Origin of the sequence: Streptomyces sp. NPDC002088, assembly GCF_040296605.1 — a bacterium.
In the GTDB taxonomy this organism is placed as follows: Bacteria; Actinomycetota; Actinomycetes; order Streptomycetales; family Streptomycetaceae; genus Streptomyces.
The window spans coordinates 227,055-245,173 of the sequence record NZ_JBEOXO010000013.1; the positions used below are offsets into that span (position 1 = coordinate 227,055).

Annotated in this window: 20 protein-coding genes and 3 pseudogenes; 12 read left to right on the forward strand and 11 right to left on the reverse strand. The window is 71.6% G+C overall.

What is annotated here, in order from left to right; translation table 11 throughout:
- Nucleotides 1-124: 124 nt before the first annotated feature.
- Together ABT114_RS27225 and ABT114_RS27230 are read left to right on the forward strand one after the other, a co-directional pair.
- Complete coding sequence (locus tag ABT114_RS27225; protein ID WP_351145490.1) at nucleotides 125-247, forward strand: hypothetical protein; 123 nt, start codon at nucleotides 125-127, stop codon at nucleotides 245-247.
- Between the two features lie 100 nt (nucleotides 248-347).
- Complete coding sequence (locus ABT114_RS27230) at nucleotides 348-782, forward strand: cupin domain-containing protein (protein ID WP_351145491.1); 435 nt, start codon at nucleotides 348-350, stop codon at nucleotides 780-782.
- Here the strand turns inward: ABT114_RS27230 and ABT114_RS27235 are convergent.
- From ABT114_RS27235 to ABT114_RS27245, 3 genes and pseudogenes are all read right to left on the reverse strand, one after another.
- Nucleotides 783-986, reverse strand: a pseudogene (locus tag ABT114_RS27235) (ATP-binding protein); the annotation flags it as partial.
- A gap of 189 nt (nucleotides 987-1,175) precedes the next feature.
- Nucleotides 1,176-1,643 carry a peroxiredoxin gene (locus tag ABT114_RS27240; RefSeq protein ID WP_351145492.1) on the reverse strand — a complete coding sequence of 156 codons (468 nt, stop codon included), beginning with the start codon at nucleotides 1,641-1,643 and terminating at the stop codon, nucleotides 1,176-1,178.
- The gene (locus ABT114_RS27245) at nucleotides 1,640-2,020 is read right to left on the reverse strand and encodes a DoxX family protein (RefSeq protein ID WP_351145494.1); all 381 of its coding nucleotides are present in this window, start codon (nucleotides 2,018-2,020) and stop codon (nucleotides 1,640-1,642) included. Before ABT114_RS27245 ends, ABT114_RS27240 begins: the two co-directional genes overlap by 4 nt.
- Before the next feature lie 176 nt (nucleotides 2,021-2,196).
- On the opposite strand from ABT114_RS27245, the gene ABT114_RS27250 reads away from it, so the two are divergent.
- Complete coding sequence (locus ABT114_RS27250) at nucleotides 2,197-2,817, forward strand: HAD family hydrolase (protein WP_351145495.1); 621 nt, start codon at nucleotides 2,197-2,199, stop codon at nucleotides 2,815-2,817.
- A gap of 23 nt (nucleotides 2,818-2,840) precedes the next feature.
- Here ABT114_RS27250 and ABT114_RS27255 read toward each other — a convergent pair whose 3' ends face one another.
- On the reverse strand, nucleotides 2,841-3,365 hold the full coding sequence (locus ABT114_RS27255) for a MarR family winged helix-turn-helix transcriptional regulator (protein ID WP_351145496.1): 525 nt from the start codon (nucleotides 3,363-3,365) through the stop codon (nucleotides 2,841-2,843).
- Nucleotides 3,366-3,464: 99 nt separating this feature from the next.
- Nucleotides 3,465-3,689 (reverse strand): annotated as a pseudogene (locus ABT114_RS27260) (iron chelate uptake ABC transporter family permease subunit); the annotation flags it as partial.
- On the opposite strand from ABT114_RS27260, the pseudogene ABT114_RS27265 reads away from it, so the two are divergent.
- Nucleotides 3,688-4,125, forward strand: a pseudogene (locus ABT114_RS27265) (YncE family protein); the annotation flags it as partial. The pseudogenes ABT114_RS27260 and ABT114_RS27265 overlap by 2 nt on opposite strands.
- Before the next feature lie 481 nt (nucleotides 4,126-4,606).
- On the opposite strand, the gene ABT114_RS27270 reads toward ABT114_RS27265, so the two are convergent.
- The gene (locus tag ABT114_RS27270; protein WP_351145497.1) at nucleotides 4,607-5,329 is read right to left on the reverse strand and encodes a response regulator transcription factor; all 723 of its coding nucleotides are present in this window, start codon (nucleotides 5,327-5,329) and stop codon (nucleotides 4,607-4,609) included.
- 516 nt (nucleotides 5,330-5,845) lie between these two features.
- Between ABT114_RS27270 and ABT114_RS27275 the strand changes: the two genes are divergently transcribed.
- The 5 genes from ABT114_RS27275 (at nucleotide 5,846) to ABT114_RS27295 (ending at nucleotide 10,500) form a co-directional block, all read left to right on the forward strand.
- A complete protein-coding gene (locus tag ABT114_RS27275) occupies nucleotides 5,846-6,895 on the forward strand; it encodes a zinc-dependent alcohol dehydrogenase (protein WP_351145498.1) in 1,050 nt (349 codons plus the stop codon).
- A gap of 353 nt (nucleotides 6,896-7,248) precedes the next feature.
- The gene (locus ABT114_RS27280) at nucleotides 7,249-7,938 is read left to right on the forward strand and encodes a response regulator (RefSeq protein WP_351145499.1); all 690 of its coding nucleotides are present in this window, start codon (nucleotides 7,249-7,251) and stop codon (nucleotides 7,936-7,938) included.
- Nucleotides 7,939-8,033: 95 nt separating this feature from the next.
- Entirely contained in the window at nucleotides 8,034-8,510 is a 477-nt protein-coding gene (locus ABT114_RS27285) for a hypothetical protein (protein ID WP_351145500.1), read from the forward strand.
- A gap of 89 nt (nucleotides 8,511-8,599) precedes the next feature.
- On the forward strand, nucleotides 8,600-9,580 hold the full coding sequence (ligD, locus tag ABT114_RS27290; protein WP_351145529.1) for a non-homologous end-joining DNA ligase: 981 nt from the start codon (nucleotides 8,600-8,602) through the stop codon (nucleotides 9,578-9,580).
- Between the two features lie 143 nt (nucleotides 9,581-9,723).
- On the forward strand, nucleotides 9,724-10,500 hold the full coding sequence (locus ABT114_RS27295; RefSeq protein WP_351145501.1) for an NPP1 family protein: 777 nt from the start codon (nucleotides 9,724-9,726) through the stop codon (nucleotides 10,498-10,500).
- A 147-nt stretch (nucleotides 10,501-10,647) separates the two neighbouring features.
- Here ABT114_RS27295 and ABT114_RS27300 read toward each other — a convergent pair whose 3' ends face one another.
- Complete coding sequence (locus ABT114_RS27300; protein ID WP_351145502.1) at nucleotides 10,648-11,637, reverse strand: ArsR/SmtB family transcription factor; 990 nt, start codon at nucleotides 11,635-11,637, stop codon at nucleotides 10,648-10,650.
- A gap of 105 nt (nucleotides 11,638-11,742) precedes the next feature.
- Between ABT114_RS27300 and ABT114_RS27305 the strand changes: the two genes are divergently transcribed.
- Both ABT114_RS27305 and hemC read left to right on the forward strand, forming a co-directional pair.
- On the forward strand, nucleotides 11,743-12,957 hold the full coding sequence (locus tag ABT114_RS27305; protein WP_351145503.1) for an MFS transporter: 1,215 nt from the start codon (nucleotides 11,743-11,745) through the stop codon (nucleotides 12,955-12,957).
- A gap of 92 nt (nucleotides 12,958-13,049) precedes the next feature.
- The gene (gene hemC / locus ABT114_RS27310) at nucleotides 13,050-13,985 is read left to right on the forward strand and encodes a hydroxymethylbilane synthase (protein WP_351145505.1); all 936 of its coding nucleotides are present in this window, start codon (nucleotides 13,050-13,052) and stop codon (nucleotides 13,983-13,985) included.
- 27 nt (nucleotides 13,986-14,012) lie between these two features.
- On the opposite strand, the gene ABT114_RS27315 is transcribed toward hemC, so the two are convergent.
- The 4 genes from ABT114_RS27315 to ABT114_RS27330 form a co-directional block, all read right to left on the reverse strand.
- Nucleotides 14,013-14,534, reverse strand: a complete 522-nt coding sequence (locus ABT114_RS27315; protein ID WP_351145507.1) for a hypothetical protein — start codon at nucleotides 14,532-14,534, stop codon at nucleotides 14,013-14,015.
- A 193-nt stretch (nucleotides 14,535-14,727) separates the two neighbouring features.
- Entirely contained in the window at nucleotides 14,728-15,588 is an 861-nt protein-coding gene (locus tag ABT114_RS27320) for an ABC transporter permease (RefSeq protein ID WP_351145508.1), read from the reverse strand.
- Nucleotides 15,548-16,408 (reverse strand): ATP-binding cassette domain-containing protein, encoded by an 861-nt coding sequence (locus ABT114_RS27325; protein ID WP_351145509.1) that lies wholly within the window; start codon nucleotides 16,406-16,408, stop codon nucleotides 15,548-15,550. Before ABT114_RS27325 ends, ABT114_RS27320 begins: the two co-directional genes overlap by 41 nt.
- Complete coding sequence (locus ABT114_RS27330; protein ID WP_351145510.1) at nucleotides 16,405-16,860, reverse strand: MarR family winged helix-turn-helix transcriptional regulator; 456 nt, start codon at nucleotides 16,858-16,860, stop codon at nucleotides 16,405-16,407. Before ABT114_RS27330 ends, ABT114_RS27325 begins: the two co-directional genes overlap by 4 nt.
- Nucleotides 16,861-17,215: 355 nt before the next feature.
- On the opposite strand from ABT114_RS27330, the gene ABT114_RS27335 reads away from it, so the two are divergent.
- Nucleotides 17,216-18,055, forward strand: coding sequence for an RNA polymerase sigma factor SigF (locus ABT114_RS27335; RefSeq protein ID WP_351145511.1), 840 nt, complete (start codon nucleotides 17,216-17,218; stop codon nucleotides 18,053-18,055).
- Nucleotides 18,056-18,119: the final 64 nt, after the last annotated feature.

Sequence of the window (18,119 nt, forward strand, 5' to 3'; positions counted from 1 at the left end):
GCGTTGCTTTTCGAGGCGGTGGCGGACGTAGGGGGGCGAGACGGTCGCCGTCGGCGAGGGCGGTGTCCAGGGAGGCGAGGTGGCCGTCCAGGGCGTTGCGGTTGGCGGGGGGGTGAGGGCGGCGTTGCGGCATGCCAACGGTTGGCAGTCGGCCGTCATCGGCGGCTTCACCGAGCCGCGTGGCAGCCGGGTGGGGTTCGAGGCACTGCTCATCGGCTGCGTGCGCGAGCGTGCGGCAGCCGCCTGACACGGTGGATCTCCGGAATACGGCCCGAACACCCTTGCTGTACCTCTAAGTTCGCAGCGACATGCCGTCGCCCGCTCGCGCACACCAGGAGGCCTTCCGTATGCGCACCCTGCTCCGCATCGCCATGACCGGGGCGGTGGCCGCCGCCACCGTCCTCGTCTGCGGCACCGCCCACGCCACTCCGTCCGGCCCCGGGGTGACCGGCCGGGTGATCAGCCAGACCACAGTGGGCGACACCGACTACGTCCTGCGGGAGATAACGGTGCCGCCCGGACAGAGCACGGGCTGGCACTACCACGACGGTCCTGTGTACGCCTACGTGCAGCAGGGCACGCTGAGCCACTTCGACCCCGGTTGCGCTTCGGACGGCGTGTACCGCGCGGGCAGCTCCCTGCACGAGCCGGGCGGGCCGGACGACGTCCACATCGGCCGCAACCTGGGCGACACCCCGCTCGTCCTCGACGTGCTCTACGTGCTGCCGCACGGCTCGCCGTTCTCCGAGGACGCGCCGAACCCGGGCTGCCCGTTCCAGTGATCACTCCGGCGGCAGCGACTGTTCGGCCCAGATCGTCTTGCCCCTGCCGGTCTGCCGGCTGCCCCAGCGCTGGGTGAGCTGCGCGACGAGCAGCAGACCGCGCCCGCCCTCGTCGAAGGCGTGGGCGCGGCGCAGGTGCGGGGAGGTGGAACTGCCGTCGGAGACCTCGCAGCTGAGGGCGCGGTCACGGATCAGCCGGAGCACGACCTCGTCGGCGGTGTACCCCGTCAACAAGCGAGCACCCTCGCTCCAGCCGGTCACGACATCCCGGGCGTCGACGACCACCACGGCGGCGACATGCTCCATATCGTCCAGGGCGATCCGATTGTCGCACCGCATCAAGCGCATGGACCGTCCGGTGCCCGCCGAGCACCGTGCGGCGCCCGGGACCGTCTACGCCCGATGCGCGCGCAACGCGGCAAGGGCCCGGTCGGCGTGCGTGTTCATCCGCAGCTCGCTGCGCACGACCTCCAGGACGGTGCGGTCCTGCGCGATGACGAAGGTGACCCGTTTGGTGGGGGCCAGTGAGAACCCCCGCTTCACCCCGAACCGCTCCCGGACCGTCCCGTCGGCGTCGGACAGCAGGGGCATGCCGAGCGTGTGGCGGCCGGCGAACTCCTGCTGCCGGTCGACGGAGTCGCCGCTGATCCCCACCGGACGTCCGCCCGCTTCGGCGAACTCGGCCGCCAGGTCGCGGAAATGGCAGGCTTCCGCGGTGCAGCCTGCGGTCAGGGCGGCCGGATAGAAGAACAGCACGACGGGGCCGTCGGCGAGCAGCTCGGACAGGCTGCGTACGGTGCCGGTCTCGTCCGGGAGCGTGAAGTCCTCGACCCGGGTACCGACCTCGATCTGTGTGCTCACGACCGGCCCTCCGCACTCCGGGCGACACCGCGGGCCCACAGCACGAGTGGCACCTGAAGGGGCAGCCGGCCGATGGCGGCGGCCTTCTGCGGGGCGCGGCGGTGGCGCCAGTCCACGGCCATCTTCACGTTGGCGGGGAACACGCCGACGAAGAACGCCGCCGTGGCCAGTGCGGCGGCCCGCCGGGTCCGCGGCACCGCCAGGCCTGCCGCGAGGGCCAGTTCGGCGACTCCACTCGCGTAGGTCCAGGTCCGGGGCGAGCCGGGCAGCGCGCGCGGCACGGTGGCGTCGAACTGGTGTGGTCTGGCGAAGTGGGCGGTGCCCGCGGCGGCCAGCAGACCGGCGAGCAGCAGGGGCGAGCGTTCGGACCGTGACACGGTTCCTCCTCTGACGACCTGCCGCGCGATATTACTCGACGGTAGAGAGCGGTGGAGAGGGTGGGGTGCACCAGGGGCTCCCCCGGAGCCCCTTGCCTGCCGGGCCAGTTGACCTTGCCCATGGGTGAGGCCCGACGGTGGGTGCGGACAGGGCCGAGCTACCGAGGGGAGCCCGTATGGACACGCGCTGCGTGATTCTCGACATCGGAGGAGTTCTGGAGATCACCCCGGAGACGGGGTGGCTGCGCCGCTGGGACGAGCGGCTGGGGCTGGCACCCGGTACCGCGGACGGGCGGCTCACCGATGTCTGGGCGGCGGGCGCCGTCGGGGCGGTCGGCGAGGCCGAGGTGCACGAGCAGGTCGCCGCCCGGCTGGGCCTTGGCCCGGTCGAGGTGGACTCCTTCATGGCGGAGTTGTGGCGAGCGTACCTGGGGACGCCGAACACGGAGCTCATCGACTTCGTGGCGGAGTTGCGGCCCCGGTGCCGGCTGGGAATCCTCAGCAACAGCTTCGTGGGCGCCCGCCGGCACGAGGCGGACCTGTACGGGTTCGACACACTCGTCGACGAGATCGTCTACTCCCACGAGATCGGGGTGTGCAAGCCCGATCCACGGGCCTTCGCGATCGCGTGCGCACGTCTGGAGGTGCGGGCCGGTGACTGTCTCTTCGTCGACGACTTCCCGCCGAACGTCGAGGCCGCGCGCGCGGCGGGCCTGCGGGCCCACCTGTTCGAGGGCAACGCCGAGACCGTCGCCCGTATCAACGCCCATCTGGACGGCGCGGCCGGGCAACGGTGACCGGCGAGGGAGCGTCGTCCCGGTCAGGCGCTGCCGGCCGGGGTGGCGGCCTGGTGCTCGGTGTCGTCGTCGACGGCGTACGAGAGGAAGTCGTCGACCATGCGGTGGAAGAGCGTGGCGAGCTCGCGCAGCTCCTCCGGCGTCCAGTCGGCGAGCGCCAGCTGCATCCCGCGGACGCCGGCGTCCCGGATCCGGTCGATGGCCAGGCGGCCGGCGTCGGTGAGCTGGATGCGCTGCGCCCGGCCGTCGTCGGGGTCCGGTACGCGGGTGACGTAGCCGGACTTCTGCAGCTGTTGCACCGTGCGGGTGACGTGCGAGGCCTCCACCCCGAGCCGCTGGGCCAGCTCCCCCGGGCGGAGCGGGTCGGAGTCGGCGACCTGCCGCAGCAGCGCCACGGCGGCCCGGTCCAGCGGCACCCCGGCCAGCCCCATGAGCTGGTTGTGCTGCCGGGCCCGGGTACTCAGGTACGTGATGCGAGTGAGCGCCCGCTCGATCTCGACGACTTCCGGGGAGGCGGCGGGGAGGGCGGGGAGCGGTGACGTGGCCATGCGAGCCACTTTACCATATTGTTGCGTAACTCAAGTAATTTGCCGCGCGGGGACCTCGGCTACTGCCGCCGGAGGACTTCTCGGGCCGTACGGGGCCTCTCACACCCGCTCCGCCCTGCGTTCGCCGCGCAACAGCCAGGCCAGGTCGGCGACGGCGACCAGGAGCGCGCCCGTCCACGCTGCGGGCAGGACGTTCGGCCCAGCGGCCCGGGTCAGGCGGCGGGCCAGCTGCGGTGCGGCCCTCGCGACGAACGGGATCGGGCCTGCCGCGGCGACCGCCATCGCGGTCAGCCCGGCGCCCGCGCACAGCAGCACCAGCCGGCTGGCCGTCTACGGCATCGCCGTCGACGACGAGCACAACACCGTCTGCACGACGAACACCCGCAACAACACCGTCGCCGTCTACAGCCAGCGCACCGGCGAACACCTCGCCACGCTCCCGAACGTGACCCACGCCCGCGAGATCGTCGTGGACGAACGCCACAACACCGTGTGGGCCAGCGCCTACGGCGACGGCGCCCTGGTCGCCTTCGACAGCCGTACGTTCAAGGAGAAGGAGCGCGTCACCGTCGAGGGCTCCGGGCCGACCGGCCTCGCCGTCGACGACCGGACCGGCCCGGTCTACGCCGCCGACCTGGCCAACGACCGGATCATCGAGGTCTCCCCCGGCTCCGAGACCCCGCGTTTCATCGCAACCGGCGACGGTCCGATCTCCGTCTCCCTGTCCAGGGACGGCCGTACCGCCTACACCGGGGGTCGCCCAGGAGTGTCCGCTGCTCGGCGTAGCGGGTGACCAGCCACGGCTCGCTGCCGTCCCAGAGCCGCACCTTCGTCAGCGACCCCTCCTCCTGCAGCTCCTTGAGCTCGAGCGGCGGATCGAACGGGCAGCGCGCCTGCCTGGCCATCGGGAACTCGGGAACCGGTACGGCCGCATCGGGCGCGGTCCCGGTCAGGGTGTCGGCCATGGTTCTCCTCGGTGGTGGGGGACTCCGGTCGGAGCGGAGCGCCGGGGTGAAAGCGGGCGAGGCCTCGATGAGCACATGCAAACAGAGGGGGCTGACGTCTCCGGTCAGTTTCCTGACAGAAGGCTGACGTGACCCAGGCCACAGGGGGGTGTCGGTTTCATGGCAACTTCCATATTTCAAAAGGAAGTTGACGGAAGCGCGGCCGGCCGCGGACAGGGTGCGGAACGGCGCCCGTGAGCAGATCGCGGGCGCCGCGGGTGTTTGCTCTGCGCCGCGTCAGGCCTCCGCGTCGGCGCGCCCCAGCCAGTACCCGAAGCCACGGCGGGTGTGGATGAGCACGGGTGCGTCGCGGTCCACCTTGCGCCGGAGCCGTGAGACGAGTTGCTCGATGGCGTTGTCACCGTGGAAGTCGCCCCAGACGTTCCGGCTGATCTGTTCCTTGGACAGCACCCGGTGCGCGTTGACCAGGAGATGGCGCAGCAGCCGGTACTCCGCGGGCGTGAGATCGAGCGCCCGCACGCCCCGGCGCGCCTGGCACCGGGCGTCGTCCAGCACCAGGTCGCGGTAGTGCAGGCCGCCCTCCGCGCGCGCGGAGCCGGGACCACGCAGCAACACCTGCATCCTGGCCAGGACTTCGGCGACCCTGAAGGGCTTCGTGACGTAGTCCCGCTCGCCCAGACCGAGTTCGGGCAGGATTCTGCCCAGCGAGTCGTACTCGGTCAGAAACAGGACCGGCGGCCGGTGGGCGACCACCGGCCGGGGCGCCCGGCCGATGTCCTCCAGGTCGGGCAGCGCCACATCGACGACCATCAGCTCGAACCGGTGCTCGGTGAGCCGCTCGAGCGCCTCCGTCCCCGTGCTCGCCAGGCTGACCTGATAGTCGGCCAACTCCAGTGTTGTGGCGAGGACTTCGGCGACGGCCGCGTCACCGACGATGACCAGCACGTGCTGGCCGGTTCCGCGGGCGAGTGCCGGTTTCTCACTGGTGCTGCCGTACATGAACAAGACCGTTCGTCTAGTACTCGTGCCGCGCTACGTAGGCGACGGCGGGGGACACAGGTGCGGTAACGGCGAGGGGAACAACCGGGCCGGCTCAGCCCCGGCGACAGACCACACGGGTGCCGCCGGCGGTAGGAGGGACACGTGACTCACCCTACCCTCCTGGTTGCGTAACTCAAGCAATTCACCATTTGCTTGACTTAAGTAATCTACATATGCTTGCCTAACTCAAGCAATCCGCACCGGCCGCCACGAGAGTCGAAGCGAAGGACCGCAGGAGTTCCTCTCATGCCAGACACCGCCTGATCCGACCGGTCACGCCTCCCCACCGGGAGGCGTGACCGTACCGACCGGGGCCGCCTGAGCGGAGTCGGCCCCCGGCGCCGTACCCGTGGGGACGGGGAAACGGCGCGGTCCCGGGCCCGGCAGCCGGAGCACTCCCCCGTTCGGCGCCGGGCCCGGAACACAGCGGCAACAGCGACAGCAACCAAGGCAATTCCGGAAAGGGCCTCCCCCATGACCACCATGAAGTCCGTACAGACCGCAGGCGTCGGCAAGATCGACGCGGTGGACGTCGCACGTCCCGTCCCGGGGCCCAAGGACGTCCTCGTACGCATCCGCGCCTGCGGCATCTGCGGCACCGACGTCACCTTCCTGCACATGGGCGGGATGCCGGCCCGGGCCCACCTGGGCGGTGAGCTGGTCCCCGTGCCGCTGGGCCACGAGCCGGCCGGTGAGATCGTCGAGGCCGGCGCCGAGGTCACCGGTCTGAAGGTGGGCGACCGTGTCGTGGTCAACCCGCAGGACGCGCCGACCGGCATCATCGGCTGCGGCGGGAAGTACGGCGGCATGGCCGAGTACCTGCTGATCGAGAACGCCGAGGTCGGCAGGAGCGTGGCGGTCTTCCCCGACACCGTGCCCTTCGGCGTCGCCTCGCTCAACGAGCCCATGGCCGTGGCCCGGCACTGTGTGAACCGCTCCGAGGCCAAGCCGGGGGACAAGGTCGTCGTCTTCGGCGCCGGGCCGATCGGACTGGGTGCCGCGATCTGGCTGAAGCTGCGCGGCGTGGAGCACGTGGTGGTGGCCGACGTGCTCCCCGGACGGCTGGAGAAGGCGCTGGCCGTCGGGGCGGACGCCGTCATCAACTCGGCCGAGGAGGACGTGGCGGCGCGTCTGACCGAGCTGCACGGGCAGAGCGCCAACGCGCTCGGCCAGCCCCGTCCGGGCACCGACATCTTCATCGACGCGGCCGGCGTCGCGGCCGTCTTCAACACTGTGGTGGGCGCCGCGAAGTGGGGCGCCAAGCTGGTCATGGTGGCGGTGCAGAAGAAGGGCACCGAGATCGACCTCGGCGGCATGCTGCGCAGCGAGCTCACCCTCGTCGCCTCCCAGGGCTACCCCACCGAGATCTTCGAGGTGACCCCGGAACTGGTGGAGCACCAGGAGCGGTTCGCCAAGCTGATCAGCCACCATGTCCCGTTCTCCGAGGTCGAGCGGGCCTTTGAGCTCACGCTGACGCCTGGCGCGGCCGAGAAGGTCGTCGTGACCTTCGACGCCGAGGGCTGAGCGCAGGCCGGTGGCGGCGTCGAGCCAGTTGGTACGGGGGGGCGGGGTGTGCCCGGCGAGGGCACGCTCCTGCTCGGCGGAGGTGTGCAGGAGCAGATGGCGGGCCATGACGATCCGCCGTACCACCGGCGGGTTTCCAGGGACGTAGAGCGTCTCTGATTGGCTTGGTGACCTCGGACGCCGGTCGGTGAGGCCTCAAGATCTCACCGAGGAGGGTGCCCGACGCCTCCTGGGCGCCGGGCGTGTACGTGACGGTCTGCCTCGCAGCGGAATCGCTACGGATCGCCGATCCGGCCGGTAAGCCTACGCAACCGCGTATGGCACACCATGCAAGAACGGACTGAACCGACCCCATGACCATCCGCGTGCTGCTCGCCGACGACCAGGCCCTGCTGCGGGCCACCTTCCGCATCCTGATCGACTCCTGCGACGACCTGGAGGTGGTCGGCGAGGCCACCGACGGCGCCGAGGCCGTCACCCTGGCCCGCGTCCACCATCCCGACGTCGTCCTGATGGACATCCGTATGCCGGGCACCGACGGACTCGCCGCCACGACCATGATCTGCGCCGACCCCGACCTGACCGGCACCCGCGTGTTGATCCTCACCACGTTCGAGGTCGACGAGTACGTCGCGCAGGCCCTGCGGGCGGGCGCGAGCGGCTTCCTCGGCAAGGACGTCACCGCCGACGCGCTGCTCGCGGGCATCCGGATGGTGGCCGCCGGTGAGTCCCTGCTGTCCCCGCTCGCCACCCGCGTCCTGGTCGCCCGCTTCCTGGCCACCCCCGCGCAGGGTGCCCCACTGGCCGCCCCCGAGGACCTCGCCGCCCTCACGGCCCGCGAACGCGAGGTGATGGCGCAGGCGGCGGAGGGCCGGTCCAACGAGGAGATCGCCGAGAAACTGTTCCTCAGTCCGCTGACGGTGCGCACCCACGTCCACCGCGCCATGACGAAGCTCGGCGCCCGCGACCGGGCCCAACTCGTCGTGATCGCCTACCAGTCGGGCCTCGTCCAGGCACCCCCGCCACCACCCCGCGACCGCTGAGCCCGGCCGCCGAGGCCGGTCGCATCAGCATCAATGTCAGTGGCACCTCCTAGGGTTGCGCCCGACTCACAGATCTCGCACCGGAGGGCAGCACGATGGGCGCAAGCGGCTGGGACTACATCACGTCGTACGCAGGCAGTGTCGAGGAGTCCCTGCACGCTCTGCACGCCCGGGTCTTCGAGGAGGACTACGGCCGCGACGACACGTACGAGAGCCTCGAGGAACTCTGGGAGGACGAGGAGTTCATGGGCGAGGAGGGCACGCACTCGATCCTCGACATCCAGCGCGTCGTCCGCACCAGCGCCCCACCGTCGGAGCACGACCCGAAGGACTACGGGACCCTGCGCCCCCTACCGGACGACCGCATCGCCCTCCACTTCGGCACCGACAGACCGACGCCCGCCCAGTTCCAGGACCTGCTCGCCCGGGCCTTCGAGCACGCCGGAGCACCGCACGAGCAGCCTCGGACACTGCTGGACGAGTGCCGTATGAGGTGGACGGGCGTGTACGTCGTCCTGTACACCGGTGACCGGCCGACCCACCTGGGCATCTTCGGGTATTCGGGCGACTGAGGCCCCCACCGCCGGTACGGACGGCGCCGTTCAGGCGAAACCGGCGGGCGGCACGCGTGAGCGGGCGCGGGCTCGTCGACACCTCACCCGTGACCCTGCCGCTGATCGCCCCCATGCTCGCCACCCCCGGCGCCCTGCCGCCCGCCGCACAGGACGCGCGCTGGGCGTACGAGACCAAGCAGGACGGCCAGCGGGTGGTCGCCTATCTGGCCGGGGACGGCAGTGTGCTGTTGCGAGCCCGGTCCGGAGAGGACATCACCGCCGCCTACCCCGAACTACGGGCGCTGAGCGGCGCGCTCGGTGGCACGCCCGCGGTGCTGGACGGGGAGGTACTGGCGCTGGACGAACACGGGCGTGCCGACTTCCAGTTGCTCCAGTCGCGCATGGGCCTGGCCCACGCACCGGGCAAAGCGGCCCGCCGAGCCGCCGAAGTCCCCGTCCATCTCGTCCTGTTCGACGTCATGCACCTCGGCACGCGCTCCCTCCTGACGCAGCCCTACCGCCGCCGGCGCACGCAACTGGAGGGACTCGGCCTGCACGGACCGTACTGGTCCACGCCGGCCGCCCTCGTCGGCCACGGTGAGCAGGCGCTGCGGGCCACCCGCGAGCACGGTCTCGAGGGCCTGGTCTGCAAACGGCTGGACTCCGTCTACGAGCCCGGGGTGCGCTCCCGGGCCTGGATCAAGATCCGCAACATGCGCAGCGAGGACGTGATCGTGGGCGGCTGGGTCCCGGGCAAGGGACGGCTGTCCGGCCTGCCCGGCGCCGTCCTGGTAGGACAGCGCACCGCGGGACGCCTGCGCTATGTCGGCAGCGTGGGCACCGGCTGGAGCGAGGCCGAGCGGACCGAGCTCACCGCACTGCTGCGGGCCGCGGCGACGGACCGATGCCCCTTCGACACCGTGCCGCCGGTCGCGGGCGCGCACTGGGTGCTCCCCCGGCTGGTCGGCGAGGTCCGCTACAGCACCCGCACCCGGGCCGGGATGCTGCGCCAGCCGTCCTGGCTGCGGCTGCGCCCGGACCTCGCGCCCGAAGAGTCGGCGGCCGACCTGCCGGACGAGCTCGCCTGACGCACCGTCATGATCCAAGTGTTGGGCTGCGCTTCACCGGCGGTACGCACGTGACCCCTTGGCGCGGGAGTGAAAACCGAGGAAGCTGAACTCCCCATCCCCCCACAGCCGTTGGGCTGCGCCCGGACCAAGAGGAGGACGCAGTGTCGTCACAGAAGTTCAAGGCACACCGCAGGAGATGGTTCACCGGCCTGGCCGGGGCCGCCGCCCTCGTCGTCGCCTTCCCCGCCGCCGCCTTCGCCGCCCCGCCCCAGGCGCTGCCCGCCAACGCCGAGGCCGCGGAGCTGACGTACCAGCCCGCCTTCGACTACGACACGGACGGCTGCTACCCGACGCCGGCCATCGGCCCCGACGGAACGGTCAACGGCGGCCTCAACCCGACCGGCGCCCTCAACGGTTCGTGCCGGGACGCCTCGGACCTCGACAACACCAACAGTTACTCGCGCTACAAGTGCAACAACGGCTGGTGCGCCTACCTGTACGGCCTGTACTTCGAGAAGGACCAGGCGGTGGCCGGCAGCAGCCTCGGCGGGCACCGGCACGACTGGGAGCACGTCGTGGTGTGGGTGCAGAACAACCAGGTCCAGTACGTGTCGACCTCCAACCACGGTTCGTTCACCGTGCACGCGGCGTCCACCGTCCGCTTCGACGGCACGCACGCGAAGATCGTCTACCACAAGGACGGCATCAGCACGCACTGCTTCCGGCTGGCCAACACCAACGACGAGCCGCCGGAGAACCACAAGGGCACCTGGCAGTACCCGCCGCTGGTCGGCTGGAACGGCTACCCGGCGGGCCTGCGCGACACGCTGAGCGCCTACGACTTCGGCAGCGCCAACTTCGGCCTCAAGGACGCCAGCTTCGCCTCCCACCTTTCCTCGGCGAAGCCGTCCGGAATCACGTTCGACCCCAACGCCTGACCGCGCGCCACCGATCGACGCCCCGCTCGCTCTCCAGGCTCCCGGAGACACCGCGTCTCCGGGAGCACAGGCGCACGGCGCACGGGAGGCTGCGGCGCCACGGTCCACGTCACGCTCGACGGCGACCGCAGGAGCTGACCGAGCGCGTCAGCCGCAGTCCACCAGCGCGTTCCCCAGCCCGGTCCGCCGGTAGAGCACGTAGTAGCCCTGTCGCCTTGACTCGACAAGCCCCGCCTCGCGCAGAACCGAGAGGTGGGCGGAGACCGACGACGGTGCCAGCGCGTGCCGGCGGGCCAGCTCCGTGGTCGAGGCGGGGGCGATCAGCCCGGCCAGGACGGCGGCCCGTCCCACGCCCAGCAGGCGGGCCAGCGCGTCCGACGGAGGCGGGACCGGAGCGGCATGGAACCGGCCCATGCCGCGGGCGGGATAGATCACCGTCGGCTGCCAGGGGCGGGCGAAGCCGCTGACCACGTCCGGCCAGACGAACACGCTCGGCATGAGCAGCACGCCCCGGCCGTCGGCTCCCTGCGCCTGAGCGAGATCGCCGTACATCCGCAGGGTGAGCGTGTCATCGGCCCAGTGGATACCGGGGTGCAGGCCGGTGAGCAGCGCGTCCAGTCCGCCGTCCGCGGTCTGCCGGGAGCGGTGGGCGATGTCGGCCTCCAGGACGGCCCGGTGGCGCGGCCAGTCCGGGGCGAGGAGGGCGTGCCAGGCCCGCTCGGTGAGGTCGGCGAGCCGCCGTACCGTCCCGGCGGGGTCGTCGAGTGCGGCGCGCCCCTGCGGGGAGTCGGCGAGCCCCGGGGTGCAGGCGAGCGAGCGGGCCATCTCCGCGTGGGCGAGGGCAGGGTCCGTGGCGCGCATCCGGGCCAGTTCGTCCTCGAAGGAGGGGTATGGCTCCTCGGGCGGCGCGCCGAGGAAGTCGGGGGTGTAGCCGCCGGCGCGCGGGATGAACAGCCACAGCGGCGCCAGGTCGAGCCCGGCCACGGTCCGCCGCGTCCGGCGCAGCCAGGCCCGGTGGTAGCCGTGCCGGGCGGGACGGCGCAGCAGCCGCAGCGCCTCGTGGGTCTGGCACAGCGGGGAGATCGCGAACCGGCAACGCGTCAGGTCGTCGGTGCCCAGATGCAGGTTCAGCGGCAAGGCGGCCTCCGTGAGCGATTCGTCCCCGGCCGAAAGAGTAGAGGCACCGTCCGCGGCCCGACACGCTTGCCCCCGGCCACCAACCCCCTCCGGAAAGGCACATTCATGGGCAGCGTACGTCCGCCCGCATGGCGCAGGGCCGCCGTCGTCGCGGCCCTGATGCTGGCGGCGTTCACCTTCAACACCACCGAGAACCTCCCCGTCGGCCTGCTCTCCCTCATGGCGGCCGACCTGCGGGTACCGCTCGCGGCGGTGGGCGTGCTGGTCACCGGGTACGGGCTGACCGTGGCCGTGGTGTCGCTGCCCGTCGCGCACGTCACCCGGTTCGTGCCCCGTCGGCATCTGCTCGCCGGGCTGCTGGGGCTCCTCTCCGTGGCCAGCTGGGTCTCGGCGCTGGGCGGCGTCACGTACGGGCTGCTGCTGGCCTCCCGGCTGGCGACCGCGCTCGCGCAGGCGCTGTTCTGGGCGGTGATGGGGCCGGTCGCCGTCGGGCTGTTCCCGCCGGAGCGCCGGGGGCGGATCATCGGGCTGCTGTCCGTGGGCGGGTCTCTGGCCACGGTGCTCGGGGTGCCGGCCGGGACCTGGCTGGGCACGCACGGCGGCTGGCGGGCGCCGTTCGTGGTGCTCGGGGCACTCGCCGTGGTCTCCCTCGTGGTGATCGCCGTGCTGCTGCCGACGTCCCGTCCGCAGGAGAGCCACTCGGCGTACGGCGCCGCTCCCGACCGGCGCCGTTTCACCGTCGTCCTCGCCACCACCGCGCTGTCGGTGACCGGGGCCTTCGCCGGGTTCACGTACGTCGCCGTCTTCCTCGAGGACGTGACCGGTTTCGCCGCGGGCTCGGTGAGCGCCGTCCTGATGGCGTTCGGGGCGGCTGGGCTGGCCGGCGTCACCGTGACCGGGCCGCTGCTGGACCGTTTCCCGCGCGGCACGCTGGCCGTGCCGGTGGCGGCCCAGGCGGCGGCCCTGCTCGGCCTGTACGCGGGCGCGCACAGCGAGGTGGCCGTCGTCGCGCTGCTCATGCTGCTGGGGGCGTCCGTCGGGCCGGTATTCATGGCGACGCAGAGCCAGATCCTGCGGGTGGCGCCCGGACGCACCGAGTCGGCCCTCGCGGCGAACTCGGCGGCCTTCAATGTGGGCGTGGCCGCGGGTGCGTTGCTGGGCGGTGCCCTGCTGCCCGCGATCGGGGCGCGCGGGGCGTTCCTGGCGGGCGGGCTCCTCACGCTGGCCGCGCTCGCGGTACTGACCTGGCCCACGCCCGCCCCCACACCCCTGCCCGAAGCCGGTCCCGGCCACGCACGCCCGCGCACCGGCACCCCATGAAGTGCGGGGCCGTCGGTCCGCTACCGCCTGCGGTGACCTGTTGAGCGCGGTATGCGCCTGAGGGACGCCTCCGAGGGTCTATCGTGTTCCGCATGTCCGTGCCCGAACTGATCCGTATCGTCTCCCGCGACTCGCCCATGGCGCTCGCCCAAGTGGAGCGGGTGCGCGCGGAGTTGGCGGTGCTGCACCCCGGTGTGCGCACCGAGGTCGTGCCCGTGAAGACGACCGGCGACAAGTGGATGGGTGACCTGTCCAAGGTCGAGGGCAAGGGCGCGTTCACCAAGGAGGTCGACGCGGCGCTGCTCGCCGGGGAAGCCGATCTCGCGGTGCACTGCGTCAAGGACGTCCCGGCGGACCGGCCGCTCCCGGCGGGCACGGTGTTCGCCGCGTTCCTGAAGCGGGACGACATCCGCGACGCCCTTGTCCACCCCGGCGGACTCACCCTCGACGAACTCCCCGCAGGCACCCGTGTCGGCACGTCCTCGGTGCGCCGCGTCGCCCAACTGGCGACCACCCACCCGCACCTGGAGTGCGTGCCGTTCCGCGGCAACGCCAACCGGCGGCTGGAGAAGCTGGCGGCCGGTGAGGCAGACGCGCTGCTGCTGGCGGTGTCCGGTCTGGAGCGCATCGACCGGCAGGACGTCATCAGCGAGGTGCTGTCGCCGGAGACGATGATGCCGCCGATCGGTGCGGGCATCCTCGCCCTGCAGTGCCGCGAGGGCGACGCCGCGCTCATCGACGCCGTCAGCGGGCTCGGCGACCCGGCCACGCACCGGGAGGCCACCGCGGAACGCATGTTCCTGCATGTGCTCCAGGGGCACTGCAACAGCCCGATCGCCGGGTTCGCACACGTGGACCGCAGCGGTGAACTGTCCCTGCGGGCCTGCGTGTTCACCCCGGACGGCAAGACCCGGCTGAACGCCCACGAGTGGGCGGGAAGGCTCGACCCGGCCACCCTGGGCACGTCGGTCGCCGTGGCGCTGCTCCGGCAGGGCGCCCGCGAGATCATCGACGGCATCCCGCACTGAGGCGGGACCGCGTCGGACGCGGCCGCGTCAGGCGGTGCCCTCTTCGGCCTGGTCCCGCAGGAAGTTGCTCACCTGGCGGGCCAGGCTGTCCCGCCCCGCACCGGCGGTGGCGCCGGCGGGCCCCTCGTGCAGGCCGAGTCCGCCCGTCCACAGCCTGCGGTCGGCCCACTCCTCATCGACCCGCAGCTGGATCTGCACATCGACCTGGCCGAGGGAGGTCTCGGGGCCGGCGGCGTACAGGACGGCGGTGGCCCGGCGCAGCGGGTAGACGTCGAAGCCCTCGATGAACTGCGTGTTGCGCCAGTCGATGAACGCGCTCTCGCCATCGGGACCGATGCGCACGTCGATCTGGCCGTCCTCGAGGTGGATGCCGAAATGCCGCTCGCCCCGGTTCTCGACGGTCACACGGAGGCGGAAGTACGTCATCCCTTCGGCGGCGTCGTCACGGCCGCGCGGAGGCTCGGCCGGCTCCAGTCCGTGGACGCGGACACGCAGACCGGCATGCTCGTCGTACTCCTGCCAGTCCCCGACCACGTTCGGCTCGTACACAGTCCTACCTCTCGACCTCTGAGGCTGCTTCCTATCCGTGCGCTCAGCGCACTGTCAAATGCGCATAATGCGCCGTGGCCAGGGAATTCGCTGCATTTGATCGTTGATCAAGCCGTGCGCAGGAAGAATCCGATTCCGGACAGTGCGGGTGCATGCGCGCGGCGTGCCGCACATCACGTTCCGGAGGGTGAGGTCAGCGGGCCAGTCGGCCCAGGAGCGAGGAGGCGGCGGCGATGCCGAGCGCGGCGGCCACGAGGAGCACACCGAAGTCGGCCGCCAGGTGCGCGTGCGTGCCGAGGAGGAGGCCGCGCAGGGCGTCGACCTGGTAGCTCAGGGGGTTGACCTTGCTGACGGCCTGGAGCCAGCCCGGCATGACGGACACCGGGTAGAGGGCGTTGGAGCCGAAGAACAGCGGCATCGTGATCGCCTGGCCGAAGCCCATGAGCCGGTCGCGGCTGAGCACGATGCCGGCGATGGTCATCGACAGGCAGGAGAAGAAGGCCGAACCGAGGATCACGGCCGCGGCGACACCGAGCAGCTTCAGCGGGTTCCAGGTCAGTGCGACGCCGAGGATCGCGGCGATGACGACGACCACGATCGCCTGGATCAGCGACTTCACGCCGGCCGCGAACGCCTTGCCGGTGATGAGGGCCGAGCGTGGAGTGGGCGTGACGAGCAGCTTGTTGAGGATGCCGGCGTCGCGCTCCCAGATGATCTGGATGCCGTAGAAGATGGCGATGAACATCGCGGACTGGGCGATGATGCCGGGCGCGAGGTAGTCGATGTAGGGGATGCCTTCGGTGGGTATCGCCTTGATGCGGGTGAAGGTCTGACCGAAGATCAGCAGCCAGAGCGCGGGCTGGACCGCGCGGGTGTACAGCTCCGTGCGGTCGTGGCGCAGCTTCTGCAGTTCGACCGCGCACATCGCCCCCACACGGGCGGGCAGCAGCCGCCAGCCCGCGCGGGGCCGAGGCGGCCGGAGCAGCAGCCCGATGTCCTTCTGGGGGACTCGGTCAGCCGACGCGGTGCGCGGTACGGCGGGTGCTTCGGACATCGCGGAAGTCTCCTGACTGATCGTCGAGGCCGCTGCCGGCGACGTCACGGAAGACGTCTTCCAGCGTCGGCAGCGTGTCCGTGGCCGCCGCGCCCTCGGCGCGCCGGCGTTCGCCGAGTCCCTGGCGGAGTTCGGCCGGAGTGCCGAGGGCCCGGATCCGGCCGTGGTGCATCAGACCGACCCGGTCGCAGTACTGGTCGGCCTCGTCCATGTAGTGCGTGGTCACCAGGACCGTCATGCCGGTGGCCGCGCGTACGGCGTTGATGTGGTCCCAGACTCCGGTACGGGCGATCGGGTCGAGGCCGATCGTCGGCTCGTCCAGGATCAGCAGGCGGGGCGCGCTGACCAGCGCCTGGGCGAGTTCGAGGCGGCGGACCATGCCACCGGAGTAGGTGCCCGCCAGGCGGTCGGCGGCGTCCTCGAGGTCCACCGCGGCCAGGGCCTGGCCGACGCGTTCGGCGCGTTCGCGGCGCGGCACGTCGAAGACGCGGGCGAACAGGGCGACGTTCTCCCGGCCGGTGAGTCCGGCGTCGGCGGAGAGCTGCTGCGGTACGTAGCCCAGCAGACGCCGTACGGCCATCTGTTCCCTGGCCGCGTCGTGGCCGAAGACGTGGACCATGCCGGCCGGGACCGGCAGGAGCGTGGTGATGCAGCGGATCGCGGTGGTCTTGCCGGCGCCGTTCGGGCCGAGCAGTCCGAAGATCTCACCCTCGCCGACCGAGAGGTCGAGCCCGTCGACGGCGTTCGTCGCGCCGAAGGCGTAGGCGAGCCTTGTACAGGTGACGGCCTCGGCCGGTTCGGCGGCAGCGTCCTGGGTCATGACTCCTCGGCCTCCTCGCGCAGGGTGACGGCCAGCTTGCGCAGGGCCGGGACGGCCGCGCGCAGCGCCTCCCGGTCCGTCTCGTCGAGCCGGGACACATGCCGCCCTACGAGGTCGGCGCGCCGTTCCTGCCAGGCGCGCAGGCGGGCCTCGGCGGCCTCGGTCAGCAGCAGTCGGGCGGCCCGCCGGTCGGCGGGGTCGGTCTCGCGGATCAAGTAGCCGTCCCGGACCAACTGGTTGACCAGGGTCGACACCGAATTGCCTGCGAGGTACAGCTCCTTGGCGGCGTCCGAGACGCCGATGCCGGGCCGTGTCTCGACCAGGCGCAGCAGTTCCGCCTCGGCGCCACGCAGCCGCGGCACGGTCAGCCCGGCGCGCAGCCGGCGCCGGATCAGCCGCTGCGCCCCGACCAGCGCGTCGGCCAGCTCTCGGGGAAAGGTCTCCTGCTCCACGCCCCGAGATTACCTCTGCATCAGAGGTATCCGGACCAAGGGACGGTCAAGAGTGGAGGCGGCCCGAGGAGGCGGCCCGAGGGCCGCCCCGGGCCTGTCCCGAGGGCCGCCCCGGCGCCGCCACTCCCACGGGAATTTCACTTCATGAATTCCCTCGAATTCATAACGTGCCACTTTGGCAATCATTCAAGTAATTGTTTTGGGGACGCCGAGCCGGGGAATCGGGATTTCAGTGCTTCGGACAGGAGGCACGCCCGTGGGAATCCGCTCGCCGGCCCCCGGCTTCCCTCCCCAGGGCCCGGGCGCGCCTCCCACGGTGTCTGTCCACCCAGCACCCGCTGAGGGAGGCGCGCAGATGCGTACCGCCATCAGGACGAAACAGCATCCGCACGACGACGCCCCTGACACCACCGAATCCTTCGAACGGCTCGTGCGACTGCCCGCGGGCACCGAGCGCAAAGCGCTGCGGGACGAGTTGGTTCAGCTCTGGCTGCCCATGGCCGAGCGGATCGCTGTCCGGTTCCGCGGCCGCGGCGAGGCCCTCGAGGACCTCTACCAGGTGGCGGCCCTGGGACTCGTCAAGGCCGTCGACCACTACGACCCGGCCCGCGGCCGGGCCTTCGAGGCGTACGCCGTGCCGACCATCACCGGCGAGATCAAACGCCACTTCCGCGACCACATGTGGACGCTGCACGTTCCCCGCCGCGTCCAGGACTTGCGCAACCATGTGCGGAAGGCCGCGAAGGAGCTGGCGCAGACCACTCCGGGACGCCCTCCCACCGTGGCCGAGATCGCCGAGCACGCCCAGCTCAGCGAGGACGAGGTGCGCACCGGCATGGAGGCCCTGGACTGCTTCACCGCGCTGTCGCTGGAGGCGGAGATGCCCGGCACCGACGGTTACGCCCTCGCGGACGCGATCGGCGGACCGGACCCGGGCTACGACACCGTGGTGGACCGGGTGTCCGTGACCCCCTGCCTGCAGGCGCTGCCGGAGCGCGAACGCACGATCCTGTACCTGCGCTTCTTCGGAGGCATGACCCAGAGCACCATCGCGGAGCACCTCGGCATCTCCCAGATGCACGTCTCGCGGCTGCTCAGCGGCTGCTTCGCCCAGCTGCGCGAGGAGATCCTGGCCGGGACGGAGGCGGAGCCGAGAACCGAGGCCGAGACGGAGGCGGAAACCGAGGCCTGCTGAGCGTGCCGACCGGGCGCACCACCGGCCGGGTGACGCACCACCGGACGCGTCACCCGGCCGGTGG

Excerpts from the sequence above, each read along its gene's own strand:
- ABT114_RS27285 (WP_351145500.1), top strand. The coding sequence starts at position 8,034 with ATGGGCGCAAGCGGCTGGGACTACATCACGTCGTACGCAGGCAGTGTC.
- hemC (WP_351145505.1), top strand. The coding sequence starts at position 13,050 with ATGTCCGTGCCCGAACTGATCCGTATCGTCTCCCGCGACTCGCCCATG.
- ABT114_RS27320 (WP_351145508.1), bottom strand. The coding sequence starts at position 15,588 with ATGTCCGAAGCACCCGCCGTACCGCGCACCGCGTCGGCTGACCGAGTC.
- ABT114_RS27255 (WP_351145496.1), bottom strand. The coding sequence starts at position 3,365 with ATGGCCACGTCACCGCTCCCCGCCCTCCCCGCCGCCTCCCCGGAAGTC.
- ABT114_RS27250 (WP_351145495.1), top strand. The coding sequence starts at position 2,197 with ATGGACACGCGCTGCGTGATTCTCGACATCGGAGGAGTTCTGGAGATC.
- ABT114_RS27305 (WP_351145503.1), top strand. The coding sequence starts at position 11,743 with ATGGGCAGCGTACGTCCGCCCGCATGGCGCAGGGCCGCCGTCGTCGCG.
- ABT114_RS27270 (WP_351145497.1), bottom strand. The coding sequence starts at position 5,329 with ATGTACGGCAGCACCAGTGAGAAACCGGCACTCGCCCGCGGAACCGGC.
- ABT114_RS27230 (WP_351145491.1), top strand. The coding sequence starts at position 348 with ATGCGCACCCTGCTCCGCATCGCCATGACCGGGGCGGTGGCCGCCGCC.
- ABT114_RS27335 (WP_351145511.1), top strand. The coding sequence starts at position 17,216 with ATGCGTACCGCCATCAGGACGAAACAGCATCCGCACGACGACGCCCCT.
- ABT114_RS27280 (WP_351145499.1), top strand. The coding sequence starts at position 7,249 with ATGACCATCCGCGTGCTGCTCGCCGACGACCAGGCCCTGCTGCGGGCC.
- ABT114_RS27275 (WP_351145498.1), top strand. The coding sequence starts at position 5,846 with ATGACCACCATGAAGTCCGTACAGACCGCAGGCGTCGGCAAGATCGAC.
- ABT114_RS27325 (WP_351145509.1), bottom strand. The coding sequence starts at position 16,408 with ATGACCCAGGACGCTGCCGCCGAACCGGCCGAGGCCGTCACCTGTACA.